Annotated in this window: 18 protein-coding genes; 4 read left to right on the top strand and 14 right to left on the bottom strand. The window is 62.7% G+C overall.

Going from position 1 to position 19999, the window contains the following annotated elements; translation table 11 throughout:
* Window positions 1-64: 64 nt before the first annotated feature.
* Both U1R88_RS21295 and U1R88_RS21290 read right to left on the bottom strand, forming a co-directional pair.
* Complete coding sequence (locus tag U1R88_RS21295) at window positions 65-757, bottom strand: aspartate/glutamate racemase family protein (protein ID WP_322433031.1); 693 nt, start codon at window positions 755-757, stop codon at window positions 65-67.
* A 708-nt stretch (window positions 758-1465) separates the two neighbouring features.
* Entirely contained in the window at window positions 1466-2242 is a 777-nt protein-coding gene (locus tag U1R88_RS21290) for an alpha/beta fold hydrolase (RefSeq protein WP_322433085.1), read from the bottom strand.
* Between the two features lie 155 nt (window positions 2243-2397).
* Here U1R88_RS21290 and U1R88_RS21285 point away from each other — a divergent pair, with 155 nt between their 5' ends.
* A complete protein-coding gene (locus U1R88_RS21285) occupies window positions 2398-2673 on the top strand; it encodes a hypothetical protein (protein WP_322433030.1) in 276 nt (91 codons plus the stop codon).
* Between the two features lie 193 nt (window positions 2674-2866).
* Here the strand turns inward: U1R88_RS21285 and U1R88_RS21280 are convergent, their stop codons facing one another.
* From U1R88_RS21280 to U1R88_RS21265, 4 genes are all read right to left on the bottom strand, one after another.
* Window positions 2867-3901: an ABC transporter permease gene (locus U1R88_RS21280; protein ID WP_322433029.1), complete on the bottom strand. Its 1035-nt coding sequence runs from the start codon at window positions 3899-3901 to the stop codon at window positions 2867-2869.
* Between the two features lie 11 nt (window positions 3902-3912).
* The gene (locus U1R88_RS21275; protein ID WP_322433028.1) at window positions 3913-4899 is read right to left on the bottom strand and encodes an ABC transporter permease; all 987 of its coding nucleotides are present in this window, start codon (window positions 4897-4899) and stop codon (window positions 3913-3915) included.
* A gap of 7 nt (window positions 4900-4906) precedes the next feature.
* Window positions 4907-6403, bottom strand: a complete 1497-nt coding sequence (locus U1R88_RS21270) for a sugar ABC transporter ATP-binding protein (RefSeq protein ID WP_322433027.1) — start codon at window positions 6401-6403, stop codon at window positions 4907-4909.
* Window positions 6404-6507: 104 nt separating this feature from the next.
* The gene (locus tag U1R88_RS21265; RefSeq protein ID WP_256390514.1) at window positions 6508-7512 is read right to left on the bottom strand and encodes a substrate-binding domain-containing protein; all 1005 of its coding nucleotides are present in this window, start codon (window positions 7510-7512) and stop codon (window positions 6508-6510) included.
* Between the two features lie 198 nt (window positions 7513-7710).
* Here U1R88_RS21265 and U1R88_RS21260 point away from each other — a divergent pair, with 198 nt between their 5' ends.
* From U1R88_RS21260 to U1R88_RS21250, 3 genes are all read left to right on the top strand, one after another.
* Window positions 7711-8604: a MurR/RpiR family transcriptional regulator gene (locus tag U1R88_RS21260; protein ID WP_322433026.1), complete on the top strand. Its 894-nt coding sequence runs from the start codon at window positions 7711-7713 to the stop codon at window positions 8602-8604.
* Window positions 8605-8615: 11 nt separating this feature from the next.
* Window positions 8616-10292 (top strand): alcohol dehydrogenase catalytic domain-containing protein, encoded by a 1677-nt coding sequence (locus tag U1R88_RS21255; RefSeq protein ID WP_322433025.1) that lies wholly within the window; start codon window positions 8616-8618, stop codon window positions 10290-10292.
* An 89-nt stretch (window positions 10293-10381) separates the two neighbouring features.
* The gene (locus U1R88_RS21250; protein WP_322433024.1) at window positions 10382-11920 is read left to right on the top strand and encodes an FGGY-family carbohydrate kinase; all 1539 of its coding nucleotides are present in this window, start codon (window positions 10382-10384) and stop codon (window positions 11918-11920) included.
* Between the two features lie 239 nt (window positions 11921-12159).
* Here U1R88_RS21250 and U1R88_RS21245 read toward each other — a convergent pair whose 3' ends face one another.
* The 8 genes from U1R88_RS21245 to U1R88_RS21210 form a co-directional block, all read right to left on the bottom strand.
* Window positions 12160-13317, bottom strand: coding sequence for a low temperature requirement protein A (locus tag U1R88_RS21245; protein WP_322433023.1), 1158 nt, complete (start codon window positions 13315-13317; stop codon window positions 12160-12162).
* Window positions 13318-13404: 87 nt separating this feature from the next.
* Window positions 13405-14145 carry a YoaK family protein gene (locus U1R88_RS21240; RefSeq protein ID WP_322433022.1) on the bottom strand — a complete coding sequence of 247 codons (741 nt, stop codon included), beginning with the start codon at window positions 14143-14145 and terminating at the stop codon, window positions 13405-13407.
* A 14-nt stretch (window positions 14146-14159) separates the two neighbouring features.
* Entirely contained in the window at window positions 14160-14846 is a 687-nt protein-coding gene (locus U1R88_RS21235) for a YoaK family protein (protein WP_322433021.1), read from the bottom strand.
* An 88-nt stretch (window positions 14847-14934) separates the two neighbouring features.
* Window positions 14935-16281, bottom strand: coding sequence for an alginate export family protein (locus tag U1R88_RS21230; RefSeq protein ID WP_322433020.1), 1347 nt, complete (start codon window positions 16279-16281; stop codon window positions 14935-14937).
* 138 nt (window positions 16282-16419) lie between these two features.
* Window positions 16420-16812: a DoxX family protein gene (locus tag U1R88_RS21225; RefSeq protein WP_322433084.1), complete on the bottom strand. Its 393-nt coding sequence runs from the start codon at window positions 16810-16812 to the stop codon at window positions 16420-16422.
* 82 nt (window positions 16813-16894) lie between these two features.
* Window positions 16895-18880 (bottom strand): amidohydrolase, encoded by a 1986-nt coding sequence (locus tag U1R88_RS21220; RefSeq protein WP_322433019.1) that lies wholly within the window; start codon window positions 18878-18880, stop codon window positions 16895-16897.
* Window positions 18880-19155 carry a XapX domain-containing protein gene (locus U1R88_RS21215; RefSeq protein WP_322433018.1) on the bottom strand — a complete coding sequence of 92 codons (276 nt, stop codon included), beginning with the start codon at window positions 19153-19155 and terminating at the stop codon, window positions 18880-18882. The genes U1R88_RS21220 and U1R88_RS21215 overlap by 1 nt, the downstream gene beginning before the upstream one ends.
* A 122-nt stretch (window positions 19156-19277) precedes the next feature.
* Entirely contained in the window at window positions 19278-19973 is a 696-nt protein-coding gene (locus tag U1R88_RS21210) for a hydrolase (RefSeq protein WP_322433017.1), read from the bottom strand.
* Window positions 19974-19999 lie beyond the last annotated feature (26 nt).

The following is a 19999-nucleotide window of genomic DNA, read 5'->3' as shown; positions in this document are numbered from 1 at the left end:
CCCGATATCCAGAACGCGATCGAGCTTATCCATGAGAAACGCAAGGTCCTGATCTCCCAAAGCACTAGCCAGCCAAAGCCATGTCGATGGCAGCCTCGCAATGGATCAGCGCGGTATCGAAGACGGGCACGGAGACATTGCCCTCGTTGAGCAACATGCCGACTTCCGTGCAGCCAAGAATCAAGCAATCGGCGCCGTTCACGATCAAACGCTCTGCGATCGCCTCATAGATCGAGCGACTGTCCTCTGTCGTAATGTCCTTACAAAGTTCATCGTAGATGATGCGGTGTACCTCGGCGCGGTCGGCGTCAGCGGGAATAACAGGTTCGAGCGCGGCCGCCTTGAGGCGATCGGTATAGAAAGTCTGCTCCATGGTGAAAGCGGTCGCTATCAGGCCAGGCTTGGTGAGGCCGGATTTGACGATCCGATCCGCGGTCGCATCCGCGATGTGAATCAAGGGAATATTCACGCCGCTCATCATCTGCTCAGCCAGTTTGTGCATCGTATTTGTCGCCAGGACGAGAATATCCGCGCCGCCGCGTTCCAGTGCTTGTGCCTCGACATTCAATCTGCGCCCAGCTTGATCCCATTGACCGTTGACTTGCAGCATTTCGACCTCTGCGAAGTCGAGTGATCGGATCAAAAGTTGCGGAGAGTGCAAACCACCAAGGCGCCGGCGTGTGATATCGCAGAGTTCGCGATAGTAGATCTGCGTCGATGCGGCAGACATTCCTCCCAATATGCCAATGGTCTTCATGTATTTTCCTAAAAAAATTACGATTTTTAAATTCTCACAGAATTCAGATGTTTATATAAATTTCTTCAATCATGTCTCATCTTAAGATCATCCCCTGGGGTATATTATTGGCTATGAGCTGTTTGCGCGCGACTGTATCAGGCTTCCAAAGGCTTCGTGTCTTGGAGCGCAGCTTCCTGCGGTGGCGCTCCTGCTCAACCACCGCGCAGCAACCGATTTCAGGAAGCAAGCCAAGCATGGCTATGCGGCGGATCACCCATGGAAATTGCGTTACAACACGAAACCGCCCGTTTCTAGCCCGTGATGCGAGGTCCAGTAAACATCGATAGGCTGAGGGAAAACACAACGTAAGAGCAAATCCTGCCCGAGCAATCACCGATACCCACAAGCCCCGCCCGTGGACAGAGCTCGTTGCATTGAGGCCGGGCCTTGCCGCCACTCCGACCCAGCCAGCCCAGGATCGTGCCCAGGTTGCCGCGCAGCCTCGCATGGAGATCGTTCCATCACGGTCCGGCCGTTGCGGACTGTCTCCATGACGCAGACGATCTCCGTCACACCTTGCAATATCGCCAATGTGACAGACACAGCCTCTGAGAAGCAGCTCGCCCATCCTCCCCAGGTGGTTTGGCCCCATCCTCAACGCGGCTCTCGAAGCGAATAGCTGGACGGATTGCCCGGTGGAGCTCCCGATGCGAATTCCGCCCGTCGCTACGCCGCCTGACCGGCAGCTTCGAGGATCAGCCCGGCTATGTCATCGGGCCGAGAGATCAACGACAGGTGGCTTGCCGCCACCTCGAGGGTCTTCGCCCCCATGCGCTTGGCCATGAAGCGCTGCAGATCGGGATTGATGGTGCGGTCTTCGGTGGAGACGGCATAGAAGCTCGGTTTGGACCGCCACGCCGCCTGGGACACCTTACCAGCCAGCAGAGCCTTGTTGAAAGGCTGCTGCGTGGCATAGAGCACTCTTGCCCTGGCCTCTGGCAGATCGCCGGCGAAGTCGCGCAGGAATGCTTCTTCGCCGAGGCGCCCCTCATCACCATCGAACAGGATGCCGGCGCTCGCCGGGGGCGTGGGATAGGTCTTGGCTAGCGCTGCGTAGTCTTCGTTCGCATCCGGAGCGCGGGCCGCGACATAGACCAGCGCCGAGACGTTCGGATGCATACCCGCCTCGGTCACGATCATACCGCCGAACGAATGCCCGACCAGCACGGTGGGTCCCTCCTGCCGTGCCAATACGCGCTGAGCCGAAGCGACAGCATCCGGCAATGTCGTCAGTGGATTCTGCACCGAGGTGGCGTTCAGCCCTTTCACCTGCAGGCGGGCGATGACGTCGCTCCAGCACGAACCATCGGCGAAGAGGCCATGGACGAACACGACGTTGCGTGCGGCGACGGGCTTGTCGGCCGCGGCTGCGGAACGCGACGCGAAGAGGGAAGTGGCGACCCCGGCGAGGACGGCTTTCGAGAAGGTACGACGACTAATCATGGCAATTGTCCCGATGTTTGTTCGATCCGGCACGCTGGAGAGCAGCATGCTTCTCTCGGGTCTTTCGTCCTGTCATGCGCCCGCGTTACACACGCAAGCTGTAGTTGCCCTGCAATCCGCAAAGGAGAAACGTCTCTCTCGCGTAAGAGACCGGCATGAATGCGCGCGAGACTATATGGAGCCAGGTCATGCGCGGCCGGCGGGAGGAAGCCCGGTCGCGCCATCGCATGGATCGGGCAGGACTTCGGGAGCGGTTCAGCATCGAACCGCTCGTCGCGGAAGTAGGTAAGGGCCCGCTGAGCCTGCACGAGCATTTTCGCGCCGTGACGGCGATACCGCCGCTGCAATTCCAGAAACAGCGTCGTGTGCAGGACGTGCGCAGCCTGATGCTGGTCCAGGACATCGACACCCGGCTGCACTCTTCCGCGTAGGCCACCAAAGTCCTTCGCAGTTCAGTCGTGAATATCGCCACCACTTTGGAGAACCGCCGGCGCGTGACATAGCCCGCTTGGCCGTAGGCTTGAGCCTGAGGGCGAGGTTCAGCGCTTCGAGGTGATTACCGGCGCGGTGGCCGAGGGCGCAGGAGCGCCGATGACCGAGGGCGGGCTTGCTGCGACACTGGCATTATCGTCCCGCCTTAAGGGATCTCGTGCCGAATATGGTCGCCCATGAGAGTCGTTGCTTGCGCAGGAGCATGATGGCATCGATTACCACCACGATCACGAGGACGAGACCGATCACCGAACTCTGCCATTCGGAGGGAACTTCGAAGAGATTGAAGGCATTCGTCATCAGGCTGATGAAGCCCACACCCAGCATGGCACCGATCAAGGAGCCCTTGCCGCCGGCAATGCTGCCGCCGCCCACGAGGCAGGCGATGATGATGTTCATCTCCAGTCCGACGCCGAGATAGCGATTGGCCATGCCGATGCGTGCCGTGACCAGCACGCCGGCCAGAGATGCCATCAAGCCGGAAAAGACGAAGACGCCGATGCGCAGGCGGGTGGCGTTGATGCCGATCATGCCGGCAGCTTCGGGATTGCCGCCGAGGAAATAGAGCCGGCGCCCCAGCACGGTGCGGCGCAGGATGAACTCGCCGGCAATCACCAGCCCCAGCGCGAAGATGAACATGCCGTAGATCCCGAAAACCTGGCCATTGCCGAGCAAGGTGAAGGTGGCCGGAAATTCGGTGAAACCGCCGAGGCCGGTACCAATCAGCATGACCTCGACCAGCCCGCGGACCATGTACATCATCCCGAGCGTGGCGATCAGGTGGTTGATCCTGAAGACCGCGACAAGGATGCCATTGGCGAGGCCGATCACCGCACCGACCGTGAGCCCGCAGACGATCGCTCCGGCCATGCCGAAGCCGGCCGACAACGCATAGGCCGTGACGATGCCGGACAGGCCCATGACCGCCCCGACGGACAGATCGAACAGCCCGGTGATGAACAGCACCATCATGCCGATGGCGATGATCATGTTCGGTGCAAGGCTGGTCTGCAGCGAGTCGAGATTGTTGGCATTGAGGAAGGCCGGTGCGCCGAAGGCCAGCAGCAGCACGAGTGCGGCGACCACGCCCAGCGTGATCGCCTCCTGTTCCAGTCGCCAGCGCTTCAGGAAGGGCATCGTCTCGGGGGTGGCGGAGTGGGCTGCCATTTCTGTCTCCCTCAGACGCGATGACGGTTGAGGAGCGTGTCGATCGCGACGGTGGCGATCAGCAAGGCTCCCACGACGAATTGCTGGAAGACGGGTTCGATGTCGTACATCGCCATGCCGTTGATGATCACGGCAAGCAGGAAGAGGCCGAGCACCGATGCGGCGGCATTGCCGCGCCCGCCATAGAGGCTGGCGCCGCCGAGCACGGCGGCGGTGATCATGCTGAATTCGAGCCCGACGCCCATGTTGGAATCGGCGTGGGTGATGCGCGAGGCGGTATAGATGCCGGCGATACCGGCCATCAGGCTCGACGCCACGAAGGCAAGCAGCTTGATGCGGCCTGTGCGGATGCCGTAGATCGTCGCCGATTGCAGGTTTTCGCCGATGTAGCACATCTGCCGGAACAGCACGCTGCGCCATTGGAAGAGCAGGGCGGCGATCACCAGGACGGCCATGGCGATGATGGTGAGGTTGACGCCGAAAAAGGCCTGGCGGGCCAGGCTGCGGAACTCGCGCGGGAAGATGTTGCCGCGCAGCGTTGTGGTCATCACGCCGACGATGCCGCGCACGATCAGCATGGTGCCGATGGTCAGCATCAGGGAATTGATGCGGAACCGCACCACCAGGAAACCGTTGACCAGGCCCACCACGGCGGCAGCACCCAGGGCGAGCGCGATGGCGAGCGGCAGCGAGAGACCCTGCAGCAGGAGATAACCCGAAAGGACGCCGGAAAGCGCGTAGACCGCGCCGACGGAAAGATCGATTTCGCGCAGCACCATGACATAGGTGAAGGCAAGCACGACAAGCGCCTCGATCGAGACGGCGAAGGCGAGCGAATAGAGATTGCTGGCAGTCAGGAAATTCTCACGCGTGACGGCGAGAAAGGCGCAGAGCGCGATGGTGATCACCAGGAGAGGGATCGTTCCGAGGCGGGCGCGTCGGCGGGCAGGGGCCGCGGGCGCCGCGGCGGCAAGCGGGGCTGTCTCTTGCTGGCTCATCCGATCCTCACTTGTTGCCTGCGGCCAGCGCCATGACCTGCTCTTGCGTCATCGCGGCGCCGGTGAGCCAGCCCGCGACCTTGCGGGCGCGCATCACCAGGATGCGGTCGGCGAGAAGCAGGATCTCGGGCAGCTCGGATGAAAACACCAGGAGGCTGCGCCCCTCGTCGGCGAGGTCGGTCAGCGCCCGGTACACATCCACCTTGGCGCCGACGTCGATGCCGCGCGTGGGCTCGTTGACGATCATGACGGTAGGATCGCAGGACAGGCAGGCGCTCAGCATCACCTTCTGCTGATTGCCGCCGGAGAGTTCCCGGGGCGGCACGTTCGTGCCGGCGACACGGATGGCGAAACGCTTGATCGCTTCGCCGGCCCGCGCCGCCAGGCTCCTTTCATTCAGAAAGCCCAGACGTGAGAAACGGCGCAATACCGGTGCCGAAACATTGTCGGCAACGCTGCGCTGCATGAAGAGGCCGGCATCCTTGCGGTTGGCGTTGAGATAGGAGACACCCGCCGCCATCATGCGGCGCGGCTCGGGCGAGGCGACGGCCCTGCCGGAGATTTCCATCTGCCCCCCTTCGAGCGGATCGAGGCCGAAGAGGGAGCGCGAAAGCTCGGCCGTGCCGGAGCCTTCGAGCCCGTAGACGCCGACGATCTCGCCGCGGCGCAGCGAAAGGGAGACGTCCTCGAAACCGTCCTGCCGCTTTGCCCCCTCGACCTTGAAGACGACCGGTTCCTCGCTTGCCCTGGCAGGGCGGTCGCGGTGATGCACTTGCGCCAGCTTGCGGCCCACCATGCGGCTGACGAGGTCGCTTTCCTGCAGACCCTGATTGTCGAGGGTCTCCACCACGGCGCCATCGCGCAGGACGGTGATGCGGTCGGAGATGCGCATGACGTCACCGAGCCGATGGGAGACGAACAGGATCGTCTGTCCCTGGGCCCGGAGCCTGGCGAGCAGGTTCAGGAGGATATCGGAATCGTGGGCGTTGAGGCCGGAGGTCGGCTCGTCGAGGATGACGATCTTGCGCTCGACATTGACGGCCCGCAGGATTTCGATGATCTGGCGCTGACTCGGAGTGAGCTCCAGCACGCGGGTGCGCGGATCGATGTCGAGCTCGAACATCGCCAGGAGTTCGGCCGTGCGCCGGTTCATCGCCGTGACGTCCACGAGCCCGCCTCGCAGGGGCGGGCTATCGACGAAAACATTCTCGGCTACGGTCATGTTTTCGAAGACGGCGAGTTCCTGGTGCACCATGGCAATGCCGTGCCGGGCGGCATTCGAGGGCAGGAACTCGGTGACGGTCTCGCCATCGATGACCACAGCGCCGGTCGTCGGGGTGACATCGCCCTTGATGATCTTGAGCGTGGTGCTCTTGCCGGCCCCGTTCTCGCCGAGGAGCGTGTGGATCTCGCCGCGCCGCACGGAGAAGCTGATGCCGCCGAGGGCCTTCACCGCGCCGAACGACTTGGTGACATCCTTCAGCGAGAGGACGATGTCGGCCATGGCTGGCATTCCTGTCTTGATGATCCGAAGCGGTCTTCGCGACGGACCTTCGCCCGCAGAAGCACGTTCTGCAGGCGAAGGAGCGAGATTGGCGAAGGGCGGGCTTACTTGAACTTCGGCATGTTGGCGGCCAGGAAGTACTGGATGTTGTCCTTATCGATCACCTGAGTTCCCATGTAGATATATTGCGGGAAGGGGATGACGCCGGCTGCCTTGTTGTCGCTGGAGATCGGCACGGTGGCGAGGCCGACCTTCTCGTCGTTGTAGGCTTCCAGCAACTGGATCGCCATATAGGCCTGCAGCGCCGTCTTGTTGACAATGGTGGCATCGATGTCGCCGCTCTGGACGCATTCGAGGACCGGCGCCTCGCGATCGTGCACGATAACGGTGAGGGGCTTGATGTCCTTGTCGAGCTCCTCGGCCGCCAGGCAGATGCCGGTCCCGGACGAGGAATCGAGCCCGATGACGCCGGTCATGTCCTTATAAGTGTTGAACATGGTCTTGGCGGCGTCGATCGCGGTCTCGGTGGTCGCCTTGTCGTCGACGCGGCCGAGCAGCTCCCACTGCGAATTGGCCTTGAGGTAGTCCATCAGGCCCTTGAACTTGGCGTCCGTGTTGGAGGCGCCCCAATTGCCGGAGACCACCAGCTTGCCGGTTTTGCCGGCCCGCTTGATCAACTCCTTGGCCGTGTCCACGCCCGCCTCGTAATTGTCGAGGCCGACGAAGGTCAGCGCACCGCTGTCGGGTGTTACCGCCTCGATCACCACCACCGGAATGCCCTGGCTCATGGCGCGCTTGATCGCCGGCACGGCGCCCGGCTCCCACAGCGTGGTCACGATGCCGTCCGGCTTCTTGGCGATGGCCTGCTCCACAGCTTCCGCATGGGCCACGGGATCCCAACTCTGGGGGCCGAGCGTGACGATGTTCACACCGAATTTCTTGGCGGCATAGTCCATGCCAAGTAGAGAATCGAGAAGATAGGGGTGTCCCTGCAACTGAGAGGCGTAGTAATACGTCCTCTTATGCTCCTGAGCTGTGCTCTGGCCACTGAAGACGGCGGTCGACAGGGCAAAGGCTGCTGCTGCCAGGCAGGAATATAGTCTTTTCACGGGCTTTCTCCCTCACAAGTTCTTGTCGCTTCCCACTTCGCGGGGAAGTTCGATTGGCTGAAACGCTAGCATCGGCGATGTGGGGTGTCTAGATAGAAATTTCCTTGCATGGTGCAAAGAAAGAAAGTTACTTTCACAAATGAGGGCTCCGAATGATGCTAAGCAGAGCGCCCGACGAACGGTTTTTGGGAGTGGCTCGTGCAAGGACCGCAAACGGAGATTACGCGACGCATCAACGCCCTGCGCGGCGGACTCAATCCGACCCTCAGGCGCATCGCCGATTTCGTGCTGGACAGGACGGCCGATGCCAAGGCCATGAGCATCAAGGAACTGGCCGAAGAAGCCGGCGTTTCCCAGTCTTCCGTCAGCCGTTTCGTGCGCCTGGTCGGCGCCGACTCCTATCAGGAATTCCGCATCATGCTGGCCGAAGGGCTGACGCGCAAAGCGGCCCGGGGCAGGGCGGCCGAGCACGAGGTCTATGAGGGCATCGCGCCGGGGGACGATGCCGCCGCGATCATCGCCAAGGTGTCGCGTCGCCAGGCCGAGATCATCACGGGGGCCACGATGACGCTGGATCCCGCCGAATTGTGGAAGGCCGCGCTTCTGGTTTCTGCGCACCACACCATCGTGTTCTTCGCGGTCGGATCCTCGCTGCTTGCCGCCGAGAATGGCGTCATGCGCTTCCTGCGCATCGGCAAGGCCTGCATCTTCAACCGCGATGCCAATATCCAGATGTTCTCGGTGGCCGGCCTCGCCGGGCGCGCCGTCGCCATCGGGATCAGCGACAGCGGCCGTACCAAGAGCACGGTGGAGGCACTGCGCGAGGCGAAGGCTCTGGGCATGCCCACCATCGCCATCACCTCGGCAGGCAGTTCGCCTCTCGCCAAGCAGGCGGACGCCGTGCTGACCCTGCCAGGCGCCGCACCCGAGCCGACGGGTGGCGAAGGCATGTATGAATCGATGGTCTCCAAGATGGCGCAGCTTACCGCCATGGATGCGCTCTACGCGCTGGTGGCCCTCCAGGATCACGAAAAGGCTCTCGAGCGCCTCGACTACACCGATGGCGTCATTGCCAGAAGCCGATTGAAATAAGCGAGTATCTCATGCGCCGTGCCGCCTTTCCCCAGATTTCCGCGCCCTCCGGATTGCCCGCCTTTAATCGGAGCTGGCCCTTTGCCGGCGGCGGTATCCGCGATATCGGCATGGGTGGGCGCTATATCGAGGAGCGGCAGGTGCCGGCGGGGCCGGACGAGGTGATTGCCCGCATCGACGCCGTCTGCATCTGTTCTTCGGACATCAAGATCATTCGCATGGGCAAGGCCCATCCGCTGTTCGCCGATCGTGACCTTGCCGACAGTCCTGCGGTGCTCGGCCACGAAATGGCGCTGACGATCGTCGATGCCGGGGCCAATTGGCGCGATCGCTTCCGGCCCGGGGACCGGCTCGGCCTGCAGCCGGCCATCATGGTCGAGGGCAAGCGCCGCACCGTCGGCATGGATCTGCCCGGGGCTTTCGCCGACCATATCCGCCTCGATGCGCGCGTGCTGGCAGGCGAAGGGCCCTATGTCTTCCCGGTGCCGGCCGATGTCAGTGCCGCCACCATTGCCATGCTGGAGCCCTATGCGTGCGTGGAGGCGGCCTATCGTCCCAATTGCCGTACGAGCCTGAAACCCGGTGGCCGTCTGCTGGTAGTGGAGACCGCGCCGGGGACGCACTTCGATCTGCCGGCGCCGACGGGCGAGGTCGTCCTGGTCGGCGCCGGAGAGGCAGCGCGGGCCTGGGTAGCCGGCGCTGCGACGGTCACAAGCCATGGGAGCCTGGATGGCTTTGCAGCCTCGGAAGCTGGGCAGGCGAGCTATGACGATATCGTTCTCTCCGGCCCGCTCGACGCGGAGGCGACGGCCCAGGTAGCGGGTCGCCTCGCCAAGGGCGGCCTGATGGTCCTGGTCGGCGCACAATGCGCGCGCGAGAATGTCATCCTCGATGCCGCGCGCATCCACTATCACGAGCTCTCCTTTCTGGGCGCGCCCGGCCCCTCGCTGTCGGACGCCTTTCTGCCCGCGCGCACGCGCTTCGAACTGCGCTCCGGCGGCATAGCGCTGGTGCTGGGTGCGGGCGGCGCCATGGGGCGCATTCACACCCACCGTGCCCTGGAGCTGAAGGACGGGCCGGCGACCATCATCGCCACCTCGCGCAAGGGTGCCCGGCTCAAGGCGCTGGAGGAGGACTTCGCACCGCTTGCCCGCCAGCATGGCAAGACGCTGGTGGTGATCGAGGACAGAGAGGTCGAGGCCTGCGTCGGCCGGCTGGCCCCCGAAGGCTGCGACGATGTGGTGGTGGTCGCGCCGGAGGTCGCGGTGATCGAGCGCGGCGCCCGGCTGATGCGGGCCGACGGCATGCTCGTACTGTTCGCCGGCATGCCCTTCGGCCAGGCCTGCGCCTTGCCGCTTGGGCTGGTCTCCAGCGGCAATGCGCGCATCACCGGCTCCACCGGCTGCACGGTCGCCGACCAGCTCGCCGTCCTCGATCGCGTGATCGAAGGCTCGCTCGAACTCTCGGGCAATCTGGAGGCGGTGGCAGGGCTTGGTGCCCTGCCGGATGCGCTCGAAGCGGTCAATGCTGGCAAGGTCTCGGGCAAGATCGCCATCTATCCCGCTTTGCTCGACCTGCCGGTGACGCCGGTGCGTGACCTGCGCCAGCGCGATCAGCCGGTCCGCTGGTCGCTGGAGGACGAAAAGCGCCTTTTCGACGGTGGCGCGTCCAGGGCTTCGCAAGGCTGAGCCGACACGACTATCCGCCGGCGCGCAACGGGCCGGTGGCGCGATAATGGCGGGATGAAACTGCCAAGGCCAATTCAGGGAGAGACGCCATGGCAAACGCCGTGATCGGCATCGATATCGGCACGACCGGCACGAAGACCGGCATCTACGACGAGACCGGAAAGCTGCTGGGCTCGGCTTTCGAAGAGTCGGTCCTGATCTATCCCAAGCCAGGATGGGTGGAGCAGCGGCCCGACGATATCGAAGGCTCTGTTCATCGGACCATTCGGACGGCGATGGAAGCGGGTGGGGTGAACCCCTCCGATGTGGTGGCAATTGCCCTCGATGGCCAGATGGGCGGTGTATGCACCGTCGACGATGATTGGAATGCACCTACGCATTACGATTCCTGGCTCGACAATCGTTGTGCCGCCTATCTGCCCGGGTTGAAGAAGCGTGGCATGGAGATCCTGCAGGCCTCCGGCTGCACGCCTTCCTATAATCACGGGCCGAAGATCCTCTATTGGAAACACGAATTCCCCGAGGTCTGGGAACGCATCCGCGCCTTCGTGCAACCTGCCGCCTATGTCGCCGGGCGCCTGGCCGGTCTCAGGGGCAAGGACGCTTTCATCGACAGGACCTATCTCAATTTCTCGGCTTTCGCTGACACGGCCAATTGTCGGTGGAACGAGGATCTGCTCGCCGATTTCGGCCTCGACACGGCCAAGCTTCCCCGCATCGTCGAGCCATGGGACGTGGTGGGCAGGCTGACGCATGCGGCGGCCGAGGCCACCGGCCTCGTCCAGGGAACGCCGATTGCGGCCGGGTGCGGCGATCAGGCTGCGAATGTGCTCGGGGGCGGCATCGTCGATCCTGGCATGATCTACGATGCTTCCGGCACGGCTTCGGTGTTCTCGATCGTGCTCGATACTTTTGCCACCGATACCACCCATCAGGCCCTGATGACCTGTCCCCATGTCGTGCCCGGGCTCTACTATGCCATGGCCTATGTCGCCGGCGGCGGGTTGAATCTGCGCTGGTTCCGTGATGCGATCTGCGACGCGGAGAAGCCGCAATGGGAGAAAGAAGGGCTCAACCCCTATGACGAACTTGGTCGACTGGCCGAGTCCGCACCGCCCGGTGCGGACAAGCTGATCTTCCTGCCGCACCTAGGGGGGCGCAATACGCCCAACAATACGGATATGCGTGGCGCCTTCGTCGGCCTGACCTGGCGTCATGGAAAGGCTCACATGGTCCGTTCGATCATGGAAAGCATCGGCTATGAATATCTGCTCTATCTGCGCTCGGTGAAGGCGCTCGCTCCCGATCTCGTGCCGACGCGTGTCACGAGTATTGGCGGAGGAGCCCGTAGCCAGACCTTCCGCCAGATCAAGGCCGACATCCTGGGCCTGGCTTATGGGCGTCTCGATCGCGACGAGTTCGGGACACTGGGCAGCGCCATCGTAGCCGGCAAGGCTGTCGGCCTGTTCAGCGACATGGCCGATACAGCGCGCCGGTTCGTAAGGGCAGAGGGGGAACCGACCTGTCCAGACCCCGAGCGGACGGAATTCTATCAAAGCTATGCGAAGTTCTATGCCGACATGCTGGACGAGTCCGCCGACTTTTTCGGCAGACTTTCGGCGATATGATCTGCGATTGGCGGATGGGCCCGTGTGCCCCAGGTGCTTGAAACCAGACACCGGAACATCATGCCGTCGAGACCTGCGACACCCGACACAGGCAATGTCAGGGCAAATTGCGCGTCACGCTTGAAATCGTCGCCGAAATGTCTCGGCCCCAGCATGGCCTCCTTGCCTCAAAATGAGAGAAGGAGGCGTCCACAAATCTGGGGGGTGTCAATCTTCGCCCAATGCTCTTCCCATCCGTTTCAGTCATGTCTTTCGGTCTTGTTGGCATTGTGGGGGCCAAGGCGCTGCCGACAGACGACTGCCAGCACAAGGAGCGCTGCGATGATTTCCGCCGGATGGGGAGCGAGTGCGGCGCTCGCTAGGATCAGGGCGGCTGCGACGACAAGAAGCCATTGCATGGCGCCACGATGGATTGCGCGGTCACGCACCAGCCAAAGCGACCCGAGGTAGAGCGCGATCGGAATGGCGATGGCAAAGGAAGCGATTTGCGCAGGAACCTCGGTGCGCTTGGTAGCGAGAGCTAGGAAGACTGCAAAACCTGCCGCCGTTGCAGCGCCGGCCGCGAAGAGCACGTAGTGGCCATAGGCCCAGACCAGGACGGAGCCGAGGTTGCGACGAAGCAACTGCTCCTTTCGGTCGAAATAGAGGCCCCACATGGAAAATGCGATAACGGAACACAGGCCAGCCAGCCAGAAATGCCCGAGGTCCGGCGTCCCAGAGTCCGCGATGATTTTCGCAACCGCGGCGAAGCATTCGCCGAGGACGATGATATTGAACATATTGTAGCGGTCGACGATGTGACCATGGTGCCAGCTGGTGGTGGTCTGCCGCTCCGCGAACGCGGGCACCGCCAGCTCGCCAAGAACACCCAGCACGAACAAAAGCGGATATATGGAGCCCTGCGGCGGAAGGATGGCGATCACCATCATCCAATAGAGTTGCATCGTGCCGATCCCTGCTGCATAGCGCAGGGCCATCGTTCGGGCGGTTCGATCGCCATTGGCGGCCCCCAGCCATAACACGATCATGCCGGCCCGCATGATGACAAAGCCGGCAAGCGCAAGCCAGATCGGCTGGTCGCCGTAAGCGATCTGGATCCCGGCGGCCAGCACCAGCGATCCGAACATGATGATCATCGTCAGAACGCGAAACGCGGTCGACTTGCTGTCATAGGCCGAAGCGAACCACGTGTAATTGGCCCAGGCCAGCCAGGCCATGAAGAAGCTGCTCGCAAACCGGACGGCGCCGGCGGCAACATGGCCACTGCCGACTTCCTGCGCCAGGCCATGGGCGGCGGCTGCGACTGCCACGGCGGTCGCCAGGTCGAACATCAGTTCCAGCGAGGTCGAGCTGCGGTTCGCCTCATGCTGATCGCGGGGGATGAGTTGAAAGATCATCGCCGGAAATGCCAAAGGCCGCCCGCCGCGCGGACGCCGGACCTCGCGATCGGGACAAGGGGTGGCCTGGTGAGCTGACTCATTGTGTCAGCTCGGCTTCTGGGCGCTCTGCGGCGAATAGAAAGCCCCGATCAGGAACAGCAGAAGCGTGGGCAAGAGCATCCCGGCGACACCGACCGTTTTTTGTGCGAAAGCGCCCGCGCCGCATCCTGCGACGAAGCCGATGACGAGAATGATCGAGGTCAGCGACTGCCCCCACTCTTCGGGGCGCTCCTTGTAGCCGATAAGGCGGCGCATGCCCGCGACCGCCAGACCGGCGATATTGCCTGTCATCAACGAAAATGGCGGCCCGAGCCTGGGATCGAGGCGCTCGATCGCCGTCAGCATGCCCATCGCAACGACAGCGAAGAGCGCACAGGCCGAGTCAGGGCCGGTTTGGGTGATTGCAAGAACCGCCGAGATCGCGAACGCGCAGGCTGCGAGGACGATCGTGCAGGATGTGGCGCGGCGCAGCGGCCCAATCCAGGCGACCAGGATCGCCGCCAGGCCGGCGCCCAGCATGAAGAGCGGGAAGGTCAAGAGCTGCAGTCCGTGCAGGCCGCCTTTCTCATGCCCGATCAGCCCCAGTCCGAGGAGGATTACATTGCCGGTGACCAGGCCGACGAAGAGCCCACCCAGATGAATGAAGAACAACGCATCAGCGAAGCCGGAGATGAACGCCAGAATGAGTGAATTGCCTTTGCTACGAAGTGTTTTCAGCATGTTCTGCTGCCACCCCTTTCTTTTTCTGAGATGTAACTCGACGGGACCGGGACGCGCATTTCCCATCGGTCAAATCGGGGTCAGGCGATATCCGGCTCAGGATCAAGGTGGATCGAGACGACGGTCGCGAGCGCGATCAATGGCGGGAGGAGGAAGGCATGAAGGCCAAACAGGATGAAGATGAGCGCGGCTGCGCCGCAGCCGGCTGCAAAAGCGACGATGGCCGGCACCATCTTCATGAGACGGCCTCGGATGTCTGAACGTTGCTGCTGCGATGCGCTTGCGGACAGCAGATCGGCCAAGTCCAACATGATTTGAGTGGTCGTGCCCGTCATGAGTGTCGAGGGAGGAATTTTCGGCAGATGAACGCGATGGGAGGCGTTCTGAATAGCCATCGCACAGACCAAAATCATGCCGGTCAGGATGGCCCGCCAGCTGTCGCCATCGGGGAACGGCCCCCAGGTCAATGCAAGAGCCGCGGCGATGGCGAGCAGCAGCACCTTGATGCCGAGCATGGTCTTCAAGGCCGCGGGGCCCGATGCACCGAAGCGAAGGCTGATCATCCGCGCCAGCAGGATCGTCAGGCAAAACACCGGAAGCGCGAGAAGCTTGGCGAAAGCACCTGAGGTGCCGTTCACGAGTGCGGCGCCGAATGTCACGAAGTTGCCTGTCACATGCGCTGTAAATAGCCCCTGCAGCGCAAGGAAGCCGGCGGTATCGACATAACCGCCGTTAAGACTGAGCAGGAATGATGTGCCCTGTTTCAATTGCTGATTCCTTCTTTCCGACGGCTGCGGAATATCTCCATGTGCTTATCGGAAGTGGCTTCGCGTCATCGCGGCCTTTGCTGCAAGATCAGAACGATATCGCTGCCCAAGCCGCGGCGAACGATCCGGACTTTCCGCCCGCCTGCCGAATCCGCTTTCCGGGCGTGTAGTTTACATAGGTGCCGCCGAAGGTCAGGTGTTTGGTCGGCGTCCAGGTGAGGGCCGTGGAAACCTGCTGGCCCATGTACCGGCCTGTGCCGCCAGCTGTAGCTGCGACCGGGGTAATTGCCGGTCCATAGAATGCATCGGCCGTCGCTTCCTTCCAGAGCGGATTCCAACCGACGTTCAGCACGACGTTCTTCACCAGCGTCAGCGTCAGATTGGGCTGGATGTCGACGAGGTTGGCGGGACCGACCAGATTTGCTTCGGAGAAATAGGGCAGCTTCGGGAACAGCGGATTGAAGGTTCCGAGCGTGCCATCGTGCAGATTGTGGTCACCGCTGATTACATCGGCGTTGAGACCGATCCGAGGCGAGAACGGTACGCCCTGGAACGTGTAGCCGAGCTCGGCCGAGACGGTCCACGCCCGGATATCGGCTGCGCCGAAGCGGCCGAATTGGTAGGCGCCTTCCAGGTCCCAATCGAAATTGTCGGTTTTGCCGAACAGGCGTGCGCCAACAGTGTGCCGATGCTCATTGCCGGTGCCCCGGGCGAACTTTGCATCGTCGCGGTCGAGGCCGAAATAGTAGAGATCGGCCTTTAATGCAGGGACACCGGGAACGGGACTTGTGGCATAGACGCCCCAGAAGGCCTGGCCGGTGTCCGATTTGTCGTCGAGCGCGCCGGGGAGCAGCGAAACCGGGCGCACGAGAAAGGCATCGATGCGCGTGTCCGGCGACGCTATCCAGGCGGCGCGGACACCATCGAAGGCGCGGCGGATGTTCGGGCTTTCACGCACGGAGACGAGGCGCGAAGAACCGAAGCTCATCTCCTGTCGCCCTGCCCGAACCATGAAGCGTCCAGCGGCGGAAGGGAGCGTCAACTCGCCATAACCTTGCATGAGATCGAAGCGATCAAACTGCGTTGCCGGAGGCGTGCCGTTCCAGGAAGGAGCCTGCCCGCTGCCCAGTTGGACGAAGGTTCTCAAATAGGGCCCGAAATGAAAGTCCGCCGAAAGGAACGAGCGGATGAGCAGGACGTCATTGTGTTCGGGCTTGGCCAAGCCGAAAACCGGATGGTTCGAGGACTCTGCGCGAAGCCGCAACTGCCCCCCGAAATCGACATAGACGCTGCCGTCCGAGGAGAGCGGGATGTTCTTCAACGCGTCGAAGGGATCCTTGTCGGATACACCGTTTGAATTGGTCTCCTGCGCCATTGCGGCGCCACCCAACGTCAGGCCGCACAAGGCAAGTGCGACACAGGATAGACGCGCCATGGGCAACTTCCTTTCTTTTGGCGTGAGGAGCCAGGTGATCGATCAGGGCTCATTGGGACGGCGCCTGCACGCACGGCTCGCATGTGCATTGCGCCGGTGGTCAGGCGAACCTGCTGGAGCTTGGGGGCGACAGCCGGCTTAACGCTGTCCGTCACGCGCGCTGTCCTTCGTCCTGGTCAGATCGTCGATGGCGACGAGAATGAATCCGCCGATGAGGCCGAGATGCTCGAAGAAGGCGTTCATCGCCATCATCCGCCCCTGGCCGGCGGGGATCTCCCAGAAGCGCAGGGCAACGAAGGTCGCTATCAGCGTGAACCCCGCCAAGGCGAGGGCTGCGAGCCAGCGCCAGAGACCGAACAGGATCATCGCGCTGGCCGCGAGCTCGAAGACGATTACTGCCACCGCGAATGTCGGTGCCGGTGACAGTCCGAAATGCGTCATCTCCGCGATCGCGCCGTCGAAATCGAGGGCCTTGGTGACAGGACCCTGGATGTAGGCCGCGCACAGGCCGAGATAGGCAAGGCTTCGCATGGCGGCCGATCCGAAGACCGGACGCACGGCCGTGGCCAGTCTGGCCACGACGGTTGTTGGGGCATTCGGCGAAGCAGTCACGTCACACCGCCCAGCAGGAGCATCCGAGCGCTCCCCAGAAGCTCCTGAGGTCGGAGATCGGCAGCTTCGAGCCCCAGGCGCCGGCGTGGTCGTGACCATGTACGCCGCAGGAGGATCGACATCCGCACGAAGCGGCCGCCATGCGCTGCAGCGAATTCTTGCCTGCACCCTCCGGTTCACCCCAGGCCGCATAGCCCTTGAAGCTGCGTACCGGCGACCAGTCCGGCATCGCCGGCGGGACCGGGTTCTCGTCGAGCTTGGAGAAATCCCCGGCGCCGTAGACGATCTTGCCGCCCACCATCGTCAGGTCCGAGGTGAGGAAGGAGATTTCGTCGTCCGAGCAATCGAAGAAGTCCTTGCTGGGCACGATTGCGTCGGCGAGCTGGCCCTTCTCGATGCGTCCCCTCTTGCCCTCATCGTTGGAGAACCAGGTGACGTTTTCCGTCCACATCCGCAGCGCGGTCTCGCGATCGAGGCAATTGCGTTGCGGATAGAGACGCAGGCCGCCGATCGTCTTGCCGGTGATCATCCAGCTGAGCGAGACCCAGGGATTGTAGGACGCAACGCGTGTCGCGTCCGTACCCGCCGAGACCTTCACGCCCTTTTCGAGCATGCGGGCAACCGGCGGCGTCACCTCGGCCGCGCCGGCGCCATAGCGCTCGACGAAATATTCGCCCTGATAGGCCATGCGATGCTGGACGGCGATGCCGCCGCCAAGCGCCGAGATGCGATCGATGGACTTTTCGGAAATGGTCTCGGCGTGGTCGAAGAACCAGTTCAAGCCCTGAAGCGGGATATCCCTGTTGACCTTCTCGAACACGTCGAGCGAGCGCGAGATCGTTTCGTCATAGGTCGCATGCAGGCGCCATGGCCAGCGGTTCTGCGCCAGCACGCGCACGACCTCCTCGAGTTCGCCCTCCATCTCCGGCGGCATGTCGGGCCGCGGCTGGCGGAAGTCCTCGAAATCAGCAGCCGAGAACACCAGCATTTCGCCGGCGCCGTTGTGGCGGAAATAGTCGTCGCCCTGCTTGTATTTTACTGAGGAGGTCCAGTTGAGGAAGTCTTCCTTCTCCTGCTTCGGCTTCTGGGTGAACAGATTGTAGGCGAGGCGGACGGTCAGCTGGCCGTCGTCCGACAGCTTCTGGATGACGGCATAATCTTCCGGATAGTTCTGGAATCCGCCACCGGCGTCGATGGCGCCGGTCACGCCGAGACGGTTGAGCTCGCGCATGAAGTGGCGGGTGGAGTTGACCTGATAGTCGAAGGGAAGCTTCGGGCCCCTGGCCAGCGTGGCGTAGAGAATGGAGGCGCTTGGCTTGGCGAGCAGGAGGCCGGTCGGATTGCCGTTGGCGTCGCGGGTGATTTCGCCGCCGGGCGGCTCGGGCGTGTCCCTGGTATAGCCGACCGCGCGCACCGCCGCCGCATTGAGCAGGGCGCGATCGTAGAGATGCAGCAGGAAGACCGGCGTGTCGGGCGCGGCGGCATTGATCTCCTCGATCGTCGGCAGGCGCTTTTCGGCGAATTGATGCTCGGTGAAGCCGCCGACGACACGGACCCATTGCGGAGGGGGCGTCACCGCGACCTGGCGCTTCAGCATGTCCATCGCATCGGCCAGCGAGCGAACGCCATCCCAGCGCAACTCCATGTTGAAGTTCAGCCCGCCACGAATGATGTGCAGATGGTTGTCGATCAGGCCGGGCAGCAGGCGCCGGCCCTTGAGGTCGATTTTCCTGGTCTTGTCGTCGGCGAACGCGAGCACGTCCTTGTCGCTGCCCACGGCGAGAAACTTGCCATCCTTGATGGCGACGGCGCTCGCGACCGGGTTTGTCCGGTCAAGCGTGGTGATCTTGGCGTTGTGGATGACGGTATCGGCATTCATGGCGGGATCTCCGTTTGAATTGCTGTCGCCGGCGCGGGCCCGCGAGACGATCGTCGGGAGCGCGAGGCCGGATACCCCGCCGAGAAAGGCGCGACGGGTGGTCTTCATCAGGTCTTTTCCTTCGATGTTTCGGAGGCCTGCGCGATATGGCGGCCCGGCAGCTGGCCGAAGACATGGGTGATGGCATGGCTCTGGTCGCAGGCGGAGGCGAAGGCCTTGCCGGAGATCACCTGTTTGCCGACCGGGATGATCTGCTCACCGACGAGAATGCCCAGGAGACCGACGAGCGCTACGACCGGAGGCGCGGGCGAACGAACATCCAGGAGGCTGTAGATCAAGCCGACCAGCAGGCCGGCGCCCAAGGATACGAGATAGAGTTTCATCAGATAGCTTCCTCCGAGATCGGAGCCATGCATGAACCTGCGGGCGACGGCGCAGCGCGTGCTCCGTCGCCCATGCCCCTTCGAACCGTCCGGATGTTGGTTCGCAGCGGGGAGAGAGCGGTTCAGATTTGCTTTGCGGGATTGGGGCCGATGCGCTCGCCGTGCTTCACGCGCTCGGGCGCCTTGTGCACCATGGTGTAGGCGTAATCGACGCCCATGCCGTAGGCGCCGGAATGCTCCTTCACGATGTTCATCACTGCGTCATAGGTGTCCCTGCGCGCCCAGTCGCGCTGCCATTCCAGCAGGACCTGCTGCCAGGTCACCGGCACGACTCCCGCCTGGACCAGACGGTCCATGGCGTATTTCTGGGCATCGGCGGAGGTGGCGCCGGAGGCATCGGCGACCATGTAGATCTCGTAGTCGGTGTCACGCATGCAGGAGAGCGCGAAGGTCATGTTGCAGACCTCGGTCCACAGGCCGGAGCAGACGATCTTCTTGCGGCCACCCTCGGCGTTCTTCGCCAGGGCATCGCGAACGTTCTGGTCGTCCCAGGAGTTCATCGACGAACGCTCGAGAAGCTGGTTCTCGGGGAACACGGCGAGCAGTTCGGGATAGGTATTGCCGGAGAAGGCCTCGGTCTCGACCGTCGTGATCGTCGTCGGAATCTTGAAGGCCTTGGCGGCCTTGGCCAGGCCGACGACATTGTTCTTCAGTACTTGCCGGTCGATCGATTGCACGCCGAAGGCCATTTGCGGCTGCTGATCGATGAAAATGACCTGGCTGTTTTGAGGTGTCAGAACTTCGTGAAGTTTGCTCATGTCTAGTCTCCGTTAAAAGCTCGGGA

The sequence above is a fragment of the Labrys sedimenti genome, assembly GCF_034424805.1.
GTDB classification, from domain to species: domain Bacteria; phylum Pseudomonadota; class Alphaproteobacteria; order Rhizobiales; family Labraceae; genus Labrys; species Labrys sedimenti.
This window is presented reverse-complemented; position numbering and strand designations above follow the sequence as displayed.

What these genes read in the sequence shown, in the direction of transcription:
- U1R88_RS21295 (WP_322433031.1), bottom strand. Translation starts at nt 757, where the DNA reads ATGAAGACCATTGGCATATTGGGAGGAATGTCTGCCGCATCGACGCAG.
- U1R88_RS21280 (WP_322433029.1), bottom strand. Translation starts at nt 3,901, where the DNA reads ATGGCAGCCCACTCCGCCACCCCCGAGACGATGCCCTTCCTGAAGCGC.
- U1R88_RS21215 (WP_322433018.1), bottom strand. Translation starts at nt 19,155, where the DNA reads ATGAAACTCTATCTCGTATCCTTGGGCGCCGGCCTGCTGGTCGGCTTG.
- U1R88_RS21230 (WP_322433020.1), bottom strand. Translation starts at nt 16,281, where the DNA reads ATGGCGCGTCTATCCTGTGTCGCACTTGCCTTGTGCGGCCTGACGTTG.
- U1R88_RS21270 (WP_322433027.1), bottom strand. Translation starts at nt 6,403, where the DNA reads ATGGCCGACATCGTCCTCTCGCTGAAGGATGTCACCAAGTCGTTCGGC.
- U1R88_RS21255 (WP_322433025.1), top strand. Translation starts at nt 8,616, where the DNA reads ATGCGCCGTGCCGCCTTTCCCCAGATTTCCGCGCCCTCCGGATTGCCC.
- U1R88_RS21290 (WP_322433085.1), bottom strand. Translation starts at nt 2,242, where the DNA reads ATGATTAGTCGTCGTACCTTCTCGAAAGCCGTCCTCGCCGGGGTCGCC.
- U1R88_RS21210 (WP_322433017.1), bottom strand. Translation starts at nt 19,973, where the DNA reads ATGAGCAAACTTCACGAAGTTCTGACACCTCAAAACAGCCAGGTCATT.
- U1R88_RS21285 (WP_322433030.1), top strand. Translation starts at nt 2,398, where the DNA reads ATGAATGCGCGCGAGACTATATGGAGCCAGGTCATGCGCGGCCGGCGG.
- U1R88_RS21275 (WP_322433028.1), bottom strand. Translation starts at nt 4,899, where the DNA reads ATGAGCCAGCAAGAGACAGCCCCGCTTGCCGCCGCGGCGCCCGCGGCC.
- U1R88_RS21225 (WP_322433084.1), bottom strand. Translation starts at nt 16,812, where the DNA reads ATGCGAAGCCTTGCCTATCTCGGCCTGTGCGCGGCCTACATCCAGGGT.
- U1R88_RS21250 (WP_322433024.1), top strand. Translation starts at nt 10,382, where the DNA reads ATGGCAAACGCCGTGATCGGCATCGATATCGGCACGACCGGCACGAAG.
- U1R88_RS21220 (WP_322433019.1), bottom strand. Translation starts at nt 18,880, where the DNA reads ATGAAGACCACCCGTCGCGCCTTTCTCGGCGGGGTATCCGGCCTCGCG.
- U1R88_RS21245 (WP_322433023.1), bottom strand. Translation starts at nt 13,317, where the DNA reads ATGATCTTTCAACTCATCCCCCGCGATCAGCATGAGGCGAACCGCAGC.
- U1R88_RS21240 (WP_322433022.1), bottom strand. Translation starts at nt 14,145, where the DNA reads ATGGGAAATGCGCGTCCCGGTCCCGTCGAGTTACATCTCAGAAAAAGA.